This is a genomic window from Streptomyces chilikensis (assembly GCF_001642695.1).
GTDB lineage: Bacteria > Actinomycetota > Actinomycetes > Streptomycetales > Streptomycetaceae > Streptomyces > Streptomyces chilikensis.
The window spans coordinates 2,074,059-2,085,702 of the sequence record NZ_LWCC02000005.1; the positions used below are offsets into that span (position 1 = coordinate 2,074,059).

General features: G+C 75.9%; 11 protein-coding genes. 4 read left to right on the forward strand and 7 right to left on the reverse strand.

Going from position 1 to position 11,644, the window contains the following annotated elements; all coding sequences use genetic code 11:
* Positions 1-32 precede the first annotated feature (32 nt).
* Positions 33-1,028, forward strand: coding sequence for an aldo/keto reductase (locus A2U95_RS09285; protein WP_166021695.1), 996 nt, complete (start codon positions 33-35; stop codon positions 1,026-1,028).
* 149 nt (positions 1,029-1,177) lie between these two features.
* Here A2U95_RS09285 and thpR read toward each other — a convergent pair whose 3' ends face one another.
* Complete coding sequence (gene thpR, locus A2U95_RS09290; protein WP_166021696.1) at positions 1,178-1,759, reverse strand: RNA 2',3'-cyclic phosphodiesterase; 582 nt, start codon at positions 1,757-1,759, stop codon at positions 1,178-1,180.
* Positions 1,760-1,828: 69 nt separating this feature from the next.
* Positions 1,829-4,960, reverse strand: a complete 3,132-nt coding sequence (locus tag A2U95_RS09295; RefSeq protein ID WP_166021697.1) for a sacsin N-terminal ATP-binding-like domain-containing protein — start codon at positions 4,958-4,960, stop codon at positions 1,829-1,831.
* A gap of 104 nt (positions 4,961-5,064) precedes the next feature.
* On the opposite strand from A2U95_RS09295, the gene A2U95_RS09300 reads away from it, so the two are divergent.
* Positions 5,065-5,706 carry an HAD family hydrolase gene (locus A2U95_RS09300; RefSeq protein ID WP_420856982.1) on the forward strand — a complete coding sequence of 214 codons (642 nt, stop codon included), beginning with the start codon at positions 5,065-5,067 and terminating at the stop codon, positions 5,704-5,706.
* On the opposite strand, the gene A2U95_RS09305 is transcribed toward A2U95_RS09300, so the two are convergent.
* Positions 5,673-5,987: a hypothetical protein gene (locus A2U95_RS09305; protein WP_166021698.1), complete on the reverse strand. Its 315-nt coding sequence runs from the start codon at positions 5,985-5,987 to the stop codon at positions 5,673-5,675. The genes A2U95_RS09300 and A2U95_RS09305 overlap by 34 nt on opposite strands.
* A 158-nt stretch (positions 5,988-6,145) precedes the next feature.
* Between A2U95_RS09305 and A2U95_RS33365 the strand changes: the two genes are divergently transcribed.
* Positions 6,146-6,532, forward strand: a complete 387-nt coding sequence (locus tag A2U95_RS33365; RefSeq protein WP_166021699.1) for a cold-shock protein — start codon at positions 6,146-6,148, stop codon at positions 6,530-6,532.
* A 55-nt stretch (positions 6,533-6,587) separates the two neighbouring features.
* Here the strand turns inward: A2U95_RS33365 and A2U95_RS09315 are convergent, their stop codons facing one another.
* The 4 genes from A2U95_RS09315 to A2U95_RS09330 all read right to left on the reverse strand — a co-directional run bounded on the left by A2U95_RS09315 (position 6,588) and on the right by A2U95_RS09330 (position 9,794).
* Positions 6,588-7,457 (reverse strand): 1,4-dihydroxy-6-naphtoate synthase, encoded by an 870-nt coding sequence (locus A2U95_RS09315; protein ID WP_166021700.1) that lies wholly within the window; start codon positions 7,455-7,457, stop codon positions 6,588-6,590.
* On the reverse strand, positions 7,454-8,233 hold the full coding sequence (locus A2U95_RS09320; protein ID WP_206282962.1) for a futalosine hydrolase: 780 nt from the start codon (positions 8,231-8,233) through the stop codon (positions 7,454-7,456). Before A2U95_RS09320 ends, A2U95_RS09315 begins: the two co-directional genes overlap by 4 nt.
* A gap of 23 nt (positions 8,234-8,256) precedes the next feature.
* Positions 8,257-8,745 (reverse strand): DUF2771 domain-containing protein, encoded by a 489-nt coding sequence (locus A2U95_RS09325; protein WP_166021701.1) that lies wholly within the window; start codon positions 8,743-8,745, stop codon positions 8,257-8,259.
* 116 nt (positions 8,746-8,861) lie between these two features.
* Positions 8,862-9,794, reverse strand: a complete 933-nt coding sequence (locus A2U95_RS09330) for a DUF3027 domain-containing protein (protein WP_166021702.1) — start codon at positions 9,792-9,794, stop codon at positions 8,862-8,864.
* Between the two features lie 344 nt (positions 9,795-10,138).
* Between A2U95_RS09330 and A2U95_RS09335 the strand changes: the two genes are divergently transcribed.
* Positions 10,139-11,545 (forward strand): MFS transporter, encoded by a 1,407-nt coding sequence (locus tag A2U95_RS09335; protein ID WP_166021703.1) that lies wholly within the window; start codon positions 10,139-10,141, stop codon positions 11,543-11,545.
* The last annotated feature ends 99 nt before the right edge of the window (positions 11,546-11,644 follow it).

The following is an 11,644-nucleotide window of genomic DNA, read 5'->3' on the forward strand; positions in this document are numbered from 1 at the left end:
CGACGCGCCGTCAGGGCGTTGGCTAGGGAACCATGAAGTACACACAGCTGGGACGCACGGGTCTCAAGGTCAGCCGGCTGGTCCTCGGGACCATGAACTTCGGTCCGCAGACCGACGAGGCCGACAGCCACGCGATCATGGACGCGGCGCTGGACGCCGGGATCAACTTCTTCGACACGGCCAACGTCTACGGGTGGGGCGAGAACAAGGGCCGGACCGAGTCGATCATCGGCAGCTGGTTCGCCAAGGGCGGCGGCCGCCGCGACAAGGTGGTGCTGGCCACCAAGGTGTACGGCAACATGAGCGCCGACGAGAAGGTCTGGCCCAACCACGACCGGCTCTCCGCGCTGAACATCCGGCGGGCCGTGGACGCCAGCCTCAAGCGGCTGAACACCGACTACATCGACCTGTACCAGTTCCACCACATCGACCGCCGGACGCCGTTCGAGGAGATCTGGCAGGCGATCGACGTCCTGGTGCAGCAGGGCAAGATCCTCTACGTCGGATCCTCCAACTTCCCCGGCTTCAAGATCGCCCAGGCCAACGAGGTCGCCTCGCGCCGCGGCGGCGGCGCGATGGGGCTGGTCAGCGAGCAGTGCCTGTACAACCTGGTCGAGCGGCGCGCCGAGATGGAGGTCCTCCCGGCCGCCCGCGACTACGGGCTGGGCGTGATCCCCTGGTCGCCGCTGCACGGCGGCCTGCTGGGCGGCGTGCTCAAGAAGGAGAGCGAGGGGAAGCGGCGGGCGAGCGGCCGGTCCGCGGAGGCGCTGGCCGACACGGCCCTGCGGGAGAAGGTGCAGGCCTACGAGGACCTGCTGGACAAGCACGGCCTGGAGCCGGGCGAGGCCGCGCTGGCCTGGCTGCTGGCCCGGCCCGGCATCACCGGGCCGATCGTCGGTCCGCGCACCGCCGAGCAGCTGGAGTCGGCGCTGCGGGCCGTCGAGCTGGAACTGGGCGAGGAGGTGCTGGCCGGTCTGGAGGAGATCTTCCCCGGTCCCGGCCCGACGCCGGAGGCGTTCGCCTGGTGATCGCCCGGTGACCGCCTGACGCGGCGACCGCCGCGCGCCGTCGGCCGGGCTACCGGCCGACGGCCGAGGCGAGGGCGACGACGACGAACATCAGGACGAGCACACCGGCCATGATCCGGTTACGGGTCTTGGAATCCACGCCTTCGAGGTTAACCGGAGGCGCTCAGCTCCCAGCGGGCGACCGTCTCGTAGCGGGGCTGCTCGCCGGGGATCCCCGAGCGCGGCAGCCGGCTGTGGACCAGGGCCAGCTCGTCGACGGTCCAGGAACGGCTCCGGTAGCCGTCCAGGGCGTCCAGCAGCGGCCGGACGTCCGGGGCGGCGCCGCCGCGTCCGGAGCGGGCCAGCGAGAGGTGGGCCCGGTAGCGGCGGTGGCCGTCCGTGGGGACGCCGGCCCTGCGGGCGGCGGCCTCGGTGCGCGAGGCCAGGAAGCGCAGGTCCCGCACGTCGCCCCGGACGCCGGCCCAGAGCGCGCGGCCCCGGCCGAACTGGCCGGCGCCGCCCAGGGCGAGCGCGAACGGCCCGGTGTGGGCGGCGGCGCGGGCCAGCCGCTCGCGCAGGGCGGGCAGCAGGTCCTCGCCGACCTCGCCGTAGAAGGCGAGGGTGAGGTGCCAGTTGGCGGGCTCGGTCCAGCGCAGGCCGCGCCCGGCGGGGAGGTCCCGCAGCGGGGCGACCGCGTCCGCGAGGTCCTGGATCACGTCCTTCGGGGGCAGCACGGCGGCGAAGAGGCGCATGGACCCAGCCTGACGGTCCACGCGCCCCCGGCGCCACCGCTTCGTCCGGCCGGGGCGGCCGGCCGGGCCTCAGTCGAACCAGCGGGCCGTCGCCAGCTCCTCGGTGCGGGTCGGGTCCTCCAGCAGGGCGGCCACCTCGAAACGGCGCGGCCACTGGCGGGCCGCCCAGGCCAGGCCCGCCGCGACGCCCTCCAGGGTGGCGGCGTGGACCGTGCCGTCGTCGGCGAGCCGCCAGTCCAGCTCGGTCCCGTCGACCACCAGTTCCTCGTGCTCGACGTAGGACGCCGGCACGGACGGCCCGAGCAGCGCCCGTACCGCGTCCGGCACCTCGTGCTCCACGCCCTCGGAGACCACCAGGCCGGGCACCGTCTCGCTGAGGCGGCGGACCTGGAAGAGCTCCGCGAGGCCGGCGGCGCGGTCGGGGCGGACCGGCAGCAGCGGGGTCCCGGCGATCAGGGGCAGCAGGTCGGGCGAGTCCACGACCACCGCGTAGGCGGCGTCGACGATCTCCGCCCGGCCGTCCACCACCGCGCGCACCTCGTCCGGCAGCAGCCCCACCCGCTCCGGGTCGAGCTCGGCGAGCGCGCTGTAGAGGCCGTGCAGCTGGGCGGGGGTGACCTCGCGGCCGGGGTCGGCGAGGCGGTCGAGGAGCTCGGCGGGGCCGCCCGGCTCGTCGAGCAGCGCGGCCACCGTGGTGCGCACGCCGAGGGCGCGGAGCACCTCGGCGTCGGCGAAGCCGGTGGCGTCCGCCTCGTCGTAGAGACCGCGCAGCAGCGGGTCGCCGCCGGTGGCGAGCAGGCCGGCCGGCCGGCGTCCGTCGAGCACCGGGTGGCCGCGCAGCCACCAGGCGGTGTACGGGCGGACGGTCTCGTGGGTGCCGTCCGGCATCAGCACCCGCACCGGCTGGACCAGGGCGTCCCGCAGCGGCGGGCGGGAGAGCATCGCCAGCGCCTCGGGCCAGTGGTCGTCGTCGACCAGTTCCAGGTCGCGGACGGCGACCAGTTCGGTGGCGACCGGCGGCACGGGGGTGTCGGGGAAGCGGTCGAGGACGTCCTCGCACCAGACGTCGACCGCGTCCAGCAGCCCGGCGTCGTCGGGTTCGGCGAAGTCCCCCTCGCGCGGCTCCAGTTCGTCCGGGTCGAGGACGACATCGCCCGCGCGGACCAGCGCGAAGCCGGCCAGCACGCCGCAGGCGGCGAGCGTCTCCTCGCCCCAGCGTCCGGCCAGCTCGCCGTCCACGGCGGGCAGTTCGCCCTCCCGGACGACGCGCGCGAAGTCGCTCCCGGGGAAGAGGAGTTCACCGGCGGGAGCCAGTTCCCCGTCCTCGTCGGGCAGGGCCAGCGCGCCCAGCCAGGGCTCGTCGCCGGGGTCCAGGCGGGCGTCGCGCACCAGCGTGAGGACCAGCTCGGCGAGTTCGTCGGCGTCCAGGGCGTCCTCGTCCCAGCCGGCGCCCTCGTCGTCCAGCGAGGCGGCGACGGCGGCCCGGACCTGGCCGGTGGTCAGGACGGCGCGGGCGGTCGCCGGGAGCGCCCCCAGCTTCTCCAGCAGGGGGTGTGCGGCGTCCGGGTGGGCGACCTTGAGGCCGAGGCGGCCGAGGAGTCCCGGATCGATCCGCGGGCCGTCGGGGGTGGGCAGCAGCACCTGGCGCGGGCCGATGACGGTGCGGCGGTCGGCGAGCGGCACCGGCAGGCCGGTGAGCCGGTCGGGGTCGACGCCCAGCAGGCTGTCGTAGAGCCGCCACCACCACTCGGGGGACTTCTCCAGCCCGGCCAGCCGGTCGATCGCCTCGGTCAGCGGGAGGCGGGCGACGCCCAGCGAGCGCAGTTCGGTGCGGCGCTCCAGTCCCGCGGGCAGCAGGGTGGGCAGCACCTCGGCGAGGACCCTGACGGTCCCGGCCCCCGCGCCCTCGACGATCTCCGCGTCACGGGGGCGCAGCGCCTCGGGCAGGTCGCCGTCGGAGCCGTCGCCCGCGGGCGGGAGGGCGGGCGGCAGGAAGGCCGTGCGGGGCAGCCGCTCCAGGACGGCCGCGCGCAGGGCGCCGTCCAGTTCGCCCTTGCCGAGCGGGCCGGGGACCAGGGAGATCAGGCCCTCGCCGACCGGGCGCCAGGAGGCGAGCAGGTCGGTGTAGAGGCCGGCGGCGCGCTCCACCAGGAAGTCGGTGAGCGGTCCGGGCGCGACGTGCCGGCGGGTGGTGTCCAGCGGGAACGTGGCGATCAGCAGGGCGGGGACGCCGACCGGCTCGTCGCTGGGGGTGGGCGCGTGCAGCACGGGAGCGGTGGCGGGACGGGCGGGCGCTCCGGCCTCGTCTACGGGGACGGCCCAGGTCACCGACCAGTGCGGGCGCAGCCGTTCCTCGACGGGACGGCCGGCGAGCAGCTCCGCGTCCAGCGCGCCGTGGCCGGTGGCGGTGCGCCAGCGGGTGGTGCCGGAGAGCGAGTCCTCGACGACCACGTGGTCGCCGTCGACGCGGCGGCGCAGCACCCGTTCGGGCGCGTCGCCGCTCTCCACGACGACCTCGCCCAGCCCGGGCAGGGCGAGCAGCAGGGCGTCGTCCACGGCGGCCAGCAGCCGGGCGGCGAGGGCCTCGGCGGCGGGGTCGCGGAGCGGGAGGATCACGGCGGTGTCGTACGGGTCGGGTGCGGTGCCCTCGGCGGGGAAGGGCAGGCGCAGCACCGGCACGTGGCCGTCGCGGCGGCGGATCTCCTCGGTGAGGCCCGTGCCGCCCCTCTCCCCGGCCTCGGCGGCGGCGAGGTCGCGGGACTCGGCGAGGGACCAGCGGACGCCGCCGTGGCGGGAGACCACGGCGGGCTCGTCGGTGACGGCCAGCACGGCGGCGAAGCCGACGCCGAAACGGCCGACGGCGGTGCCGGTGTCGCGTTTGGCGGAGGCCCGGAGGGTGGAGAGCGACTCCACGCCGGCCGCGTCCAGCGGGGCCCCGGTGTTGGCGGCGACGAGGACGCCGTCGCGCAGGGTGAGGCGGAGACGGCCGGGCACGCCCGCGCGGGCGGCCGCGTCGGCGGCGTTCTGGGCGAGCTCGACGACCAGGCGGTCGCGGTACCCGCCGAGGACCAGGTCCTCCTCGGCGTTGGCGTCCTCGCGGAAGCGGGGAGGGGCGGCGGCCCAGGTGTCCAGGACGGCGCGGCGCAGACGCGCCGTGCCGAAGGGGTCCGGTGCTCCGGGGTCGGTGCTCGTCACGTTCACGTGAAGGAGGCTAGCGCCACGACGGGGCGGTCCACGATCCGCCGTGGCGCCGGCGGGACGACCCCGTTCACCTCGCGGTCACCACGGACCTGCACCATGGCGGGGTGAACACGAACCGGACGACACTCACGGTCGGCTTCGACCTCGACATGACACTGATCGACTCCCGGCCGGGCATCCACGCCTGCTACGTGGCGCTCTCCGAGCGCACCGGGACCTTCGTCGACGCGGACCTGGCGGTCACCCGTCTGGGTCCTCCGCTGGAGACGGAACTGGCGTTCTGGTTCCCCGAGGAGCGGGTGGCGGAGGCCGCGGACCTGTACCGGGCGATGTACCCCGAGTACGCGATCGCCCCGACGCCCGCCATGTCCGGCGCCCGGGAGGCGGTGGACGCGGTGCGGGCGGCGGGCGGCCGGGCCGTGGTGGTGACCGCGAAGTACGAGCCGAACGCGAAGCTGCACCTGGCGCACCTCGGCATCGACGCCGACGCGGTGATCGGCGGCCTGTGGGCGGAGGCCAAGGCCCGGGCGCTGCGCGAGCAGGGCGCGACGGTCTACGTGGGCGACCACGTGGGCGACGTGCTCGGGGCGCGGCGCGCCGGGGCGCTCTCCGTCGCCGTGGCGACCGGCCCCTGCCCGCCCGGGGAGCTCCGCGAGGCGGGCGCCGACGTGGTGCTGGCGGACCTGGCGGAGTTCCCGTCCTGGCTGGCGGGCTACCTGCCGGAGCCGGCGCCCGAGGCGGCCTGAGCGGAGGGCTCCTGGGCGGAGGGCCGCCGGGCCGCCGTCGCCGCGCGGGCCTCGCGCGCCGCGCGGCGTCCCGCGGCGGCGGACTTCAGCACGCCCGCGGCGGCGATCAGGAAGCCCACGCCCATCAGCATGCTCAGGCAGAACATGTAGACGGGGAACGGCGTGGTGCCCAGGAAGAGCGGCGCCACGGTGACCAGGGTGGCCACCGCTCCGAGGACGAAGACGATGCCGCCGATGCGGACCAGGCGGTCCCCGGAATTCGTTGGTGTTTGTTCGCGCACCCGACCAGGGTAGTTCCCAGCCAGGGGAAACGGCCGGGGGACGCCTTGTTCCCGGGCCCGCGCCCATTAGCCTGTGAACCGGCCGATGCGGTCGGCCGCGACCACCGCGAAGACACACCACCGGCACCCGTGCCGGTACGAGGACGAGGACGACGGACGTGCCCACCGGCAAGGTCAAATGGTTCAACAAGGAGAAGGGCTTCGGCTTCCTCTCCCGCGACGACGGCGGTGACGTCTTCGTCCACTCCTCGGTCCTGCCCGTCGGCGTCGAGGGCCTCAAGCCCGGCCAGCGGGTCGAGTTCGGCGTGGTGGCGGGCCAGCGGGGCGAGCAGGCCCTCGCGGTGACCCTGCTGGAGCCGGCCCTCTCGGTGGCGGCGGCGCAGCGGCGCAAGCCGGCCGAGCTGGCCTCCATCGTGCAGGACCTGACCACGCTCCTGGAGACCGTGGTGCTGGGCTCCCTGGACCGGGGCCGCTACCCCGACAAGGCGGCGGGCAAGAAGGTCGCCACCCTGCTGCGGGCGGTCGCCGACGAGCTGGACGTCTAGGACCCGTCCGCGGCGGGGCGGACCGGGCCGGGGCCGCCGGGCCCGGCGGCCCCGGTCAGGGGAAGGCGAGCGCGTCCGGCTTCAGGGCCGGGACGAGCCCCTGGTCAGCGGCGCGGTCCAGCAGGCCCCGGACCGCCGCGTGACCCTCCTCGCCGAGGTTCGCGGTGAACTCGTTGACGTACAGCGCGATGTGCTGGTCGGCGACGGCCGGGTCCATCTCCTGCGCGTGCGCCATCACGTACGGCCGCGTCGCCTCCGGGTCCGCCCAGGCGGCGCGCACCGAGGCCCGGGCGGCGTCGGCCAGCCGGTTCAGCGTGTCCGCGCCCAGGGAGCGCCGGGCGATGATGGCGCCCAGCGGGATGGGCAGCCCGGTGACGGCCTCCCAGTGCTCGCCCATGTCGGCCAGCTTGTGCAGGCCGTAGTTCCGGTACGTGAACCGCGCCTCGTGGATCACCAGCCCGGCGTCGACCTTCCCGTCGCGGACCGCGGGCATGATCTCGTGGAACGGCATCACCACGATCTCGCCGACGCCGCCGGGCACCTCGGCCGCCGCCCACAGCCGGAACAGCAGGTAGGCGGTGGACCGCTCGCCGGGCACGGCGACGGTGCGTCCGGCGAGGCCGGCGGGGGCTCCGGCGTCCCGGGTGAGCACCAGCGGACCGCAGCCCCGGCCGAGGGCCCCGCCGCAGGGCAGCAGCGCGTACTCGTCCAGCACGTACGGCAGCACCGCGTACGACACCTTCAGCACGTCGAGCTCGCCGCGCTCCGCCATGCCGTTGGTGATGTCGATGTCGGCGAAGGTGACATCGAGGGCGGGCGCGCCGGGGATCCGGCCGTGTGCCCAGGCGTCGAAGACGAAGGTGTCGTTGGGGCAGGGCGAGTAGGCGATGCGCAGGGTCTCGGGCTCGGTCCGGTTGTCGCTCATGGCTCCACTCTCTCAGGGCCGAAGCGCCCCAGGACGGGCGCGAGCCGCTCGAAGGCGGTGGTGAGGGCCGCCAGCGCCTCGGGGATCCGCCAGGCGGCGCGGTCGCGGGGGCCGACCGGGTTGGAGACGGCGCGGATCTCCAGCACGGGCACGCCGTGGGCGGCGGCGGCCTCGGCCACGCCGAAGCCCTCCATCGCCTCGGCGAGCGCGCCGGGGTGCCGCTCGCGCAGCAGGCCGGCGCGGGCGGCGGTGCCGGTGACGGTGGAGGCGGTGAGCACCGGTCCGGCGGCGGCGCCGGCGGCCGCGGCGGCGGCGCGCACCAGGGCGGGCGGCGGGCGGTGGGTGACGGCGCCGAAGCCGAGCTCGGTCACCGGCAGGAAGCCGTCGGCGGTCTCCGCGCCGAGGTCCGCGGCGGTGATCTCGTCGGCCACCACCAGGGAGCCGACGGGCGCGGCGGGCGCGAAGCCGCCGCCGATGCCGGCCGAGACGACCAGGCCGTACGGCTCGCCGCGCAGGGCGGCGGCGGTGAGGGCGGTCGCGGTGGACGCGGCGGCGAGCGCGGGGCCGACCCCGGCGGCGAGGAGGTCGAGGGCGAGGGGCCCGTCCGGGCCCTCGGAGCCCTCGGAGCCGTCCGGGCCGCCGGACTCCCCGGAGCGGTCCGGGCCGCCGGTCCGCAGGTGCCGCACGACGAGGCCGCCGGGCAGCCGCGACTCGCCGGCCGCGGGGCCGAACGCCCGGGCCACCGCGTCCCCTTCGGCGGGGACGGCGGTGGCCACGAGGACGCGGGTGGGGTGGGCGGTCAGCTGACGCCCTCCTCCAGCTTGAAGGTCCACAGGCCGGTGGTCCTGGCCTTGTCGTCCGGGTCCAGCGCCTGGACGGCGACGGTGGTGCTCTTGCCCTGGGCGCCGTACTGCGGGCTGAAGAAGATGCTGCCCGGGATCGTCCGGTAGGTGCGCTCGCTGTCCGAGACGAGCGGCTTGCCGTTCATCAGGATCACCCAGCGGCTCTCGGCGATCTCCGGGTCGACGCCGAACCGGACGGTCTCGTCCTGGTCCACCTTGAGCGTCGGGACGTCCTTGCCCGACAGGCAGGAGGTCAGCTCGTCCGGCTTGATCTCCTCGCCGTGTGCGTAGCAGGAGGCCTCCGAGCTGACCGAGTCCGAACCGACGGTCACGGTGGCCACGGGGGACGGCTTCTCGCAGGCGGAGAGGACGAGCAGCCCGGCGGAAACGGCGCCGACGGCGGCGACGACTCGGCGGCGTCGCCCGGCGGAGTGCAACGAGGTCATGGCCGAAGGCTATCTGGCCTTTGCAACGACGAGGTCACGCGGGGTCGGCGTGCCGTTCCCCACGGCGCGCGCACCGGGCCCCATCAGGTGCTTTCGCCCGGTCCGCGCCCCGGTCGTCAGGAGTGTCCCAGGTCCTCGGTGGAGGAGTCCGCCGTCGCGGGGACGGAGCCCTCGTCGGGCACCGCGACGGGGTGGAGGACCATCGACTCGACCCGCGTCTCGTCCAGCACCGGCGGCGCGGGACGCGGCGGCTTCGGCATGACGGCGGCCTCCGAGTGCGCCCCGCACCCGTACCCGAGCGAGACCACCCGTCCGTCCGCGGGCGAGAACTCGTTGGCGCACACCCCGAACGCCTGTCCGAGCGACCCGCCGATCCGGGCGAGGAACCCGCAGCTCACGCACGTCGCGGGCGCCGCCTGGGCCATCGGCGCCTTGGGCCCGAAGGAGTCCTCCCACCGGTCCGCCGCGCTGTGCAGCCCGTACCGCGACAGCACCCGGGCCCGCCGCAGCCCCAGCTCCTCCGCGACGGCCGCGATCGTGCCGCGCGCCGGACCGGCCGGCAGCTCGGCCGGCTTCGCGCCCGCGACCTCCGCGTCCTCCGCCTCGACCAGCGCGGCCATCTCCTCGGACACCACGGAGTTGGGCGCCGGCTCGTCCTCCCCGCTCCAGCCCGGCTCCAGCCGCAGGTCGTCCGCGTCGGTCGGCAGCAGGTCGCCGGGGCCCAGGTCGCCGGGGCGCAGCCGCTCGCTCCACGGCACCCATTCGGGGGCGAGCAGCGCGTCCGGACCGGGCAGCAGCACCGTCTCGTCCAGGGTGACGATCTTCGCGCGGGAGGCGCGGGCCACCGTCACGGCCCAGCGCCAGCCGCGGTAACCGAGGTCCTGGCACTCGAAGAAGTGCGTGACGACGCGGTCGCCCTCGGACACCATGCCGACGTGCTCACCGACGACTCCGGGCGCGGCCACCTCCTCGGCTGCGGCGCGGGCGAGGTCGACGGCCTCGGCGCACAGGCGGTCGGGGGTGCGGCTTCGCGTTGTCGCTGCGCTCACAGGTATCGCTTCTCTCCTACGCCGTCTCACGGGTGCGCGCATGCGGCGGCGGGGCGGACGGAGCGGACCGAAGGGCCGCGTCGACGTCCGCGCCCGATCGCACCCGGGCGCACCTATGTCATCCATTCTGCGGGATGAAGTTCAGGCGCGCGGCCGAGTACAACCACCACGGCGCGCAACCGAACGCTACCTGCTCCGTGGCCGTCGGCCCACACCGGCGGGCGGTTCCGGTGGCACCGATCGGCACGGGACGGCCGCGCCGGGGGGCGGAGGAGCTCCTCCGGCAATCCGAACCGCCCGTACGGAACAGCGCATAACCGGCGGGAGCGGGGCACTATGACGGAGTGGCAGCCGTACGGACGTCCCGCGGGAACAGAGGACGGGTTACCGGCGGAGCGGACCGCGAGGGCGGACCGCTCCGCGCGGTCGGGCGCGCGCTGAAGTCCCCGGTGCGCACCGTCGGCCGGCTGATCCGCCGGGCCACCCACGCCCACGGGGCGGGCGAGTCGGGGCTCGGCAAGCTGATCGAGCTGCACGCGGTGAACGGGGCGGGCGACGTCCTGATCACCGTGGCGCTGGCCTCCACCGTCTTCTTCTCCGTCCCCACCGACGAGGCGCGCGGGCGGGTGGCGATGTACCTGGCGATCACCATGGCGCCGTTCGCCCTGCTGGCCCCCGTGATCGGCCCGCTGGTCGACCGCGTCCCGTACGGCCGGCGGGCCGCCATGGCGAGCGCGATGGGCGCGCGGGCGGTGCTGGCGCTGGTCCTCACGGGGGCGGTGGTCGGCGGCGGGATCCAGCTCTACCCGGCGGCGCTGGGCGTGCTGATGTGCTCCAAGGCGTACGGGGTGGTGCGCAGCGCGGTGGTGCCGCGGCTGCTGCCCCGGCGGTTCTCGCTGGTCAAGGCGAACTCCCGGGTCACCCTCGGCGGGCTGGTGGCCACCGGGGTGGCCGCTCCGGTGGGGGCGGGGCTGCACCAGCTCGGGCCGCGGTGGCCGCTGTACGCGGCGTGCGCGGTGTTCGTCGCGGGGACGCTGCTGTCGTTGTCGCTGCCGAAGAAGGTCGACTCCGCCAAGGGGGAGGAGTCCGCCCTGCTGGCGGCCGACCCCGACCACCTGCACGGCCCGCACCGGCGCACCTGGGGCGACCGGCCCCGGCTGGCGCTGCGCACGGTCGGCACGAGCGTCACGCACGGACTGGCGGTCAACGCCTCGCAGCGGGTCCTGTCGGGGTTCCTGCTCTTCTTCCTGGCGTTCCTGCTGCGCGAGCACCCGATGAGCGGGCAGAGCGCGGCGGTCTCCATGGGCATCGTCGCCGTCTCCGCCGGCACCGGCAACGCGCTGGGCACGGCGGTCGGGGCGTGGGTGCGGTCGCGGCCGCCGGAGCGGATCATCGTGACGGTGGTCGCGGCGGTGGTGGTCGCGGCGGCGCTGGCGGCGGCGTTCTTCGGTGCGGCGATGGTGGCGGTGCTGGCCGGCGTCGCGGGGTTCGCCCAGGCGCTCTCCAAGCTGTCCCTGGACGCGATGATCCAGCGGGACGTCCCGGAGCAGGTCCGGACCTCGGCGTTCGCGCGGTCCGAGACGACGCTGCAGATGGCGTGGGTGGTGGGCGGCGCGATCGGCATCTCGCTCCCCCTGGTGGGGCCGCTCGGGCTCGGTGTCGCGGCGGCCCTCGTGGGCGCGGGCTGGGCCTGCACCGCCCGCGGCCTCCTCCACGCCGCGACCGCCTCCGGCCGCCGCCGCCTGACCTGACCCCTCCCGTGCGGAACGGCCCGCTACCCCCACCGCCCCGCGCGCGGCCGGGCCCGGCGCGCCCGCCGCCCCGGCGGCACGGCCGCCTGCAGGCGGAAC

What these genes read in the sequence shown, in the direction of transcription:
- A2U95_RS09285 (WP_166021695.1), top strand. Translation starts at nt 33, where the DNA reads ATGAAGTACACACAGCTGGGACGCACGGGTCTCAAGGTCAGCCGGCTG.
- thpR (WP_166021696.1), bottom strand. Translation starts at nt 1,759, where the DNA reads ATGCGCCTCTTCGCCGCCGTGCTGCCCCCGAAGGACGTGATCCAGGAC.
- A2U95_RS09315 (WP_166021700.1), bottom strand. Translation starts at nt 7,457, where the DNA reads ATGAGCGACAACCGGACCGAGCCCGAGACCCTGCGCATCGCCTACTCG.
- A2U95_RS09325 (WP_166021701.1), bottom strand. Translation starts at nt 8,745, where the DNA reads ATGACCTCGTTGCACTCCGCCGGGCGACGCCGCCGAGTCGTCGCCGCC.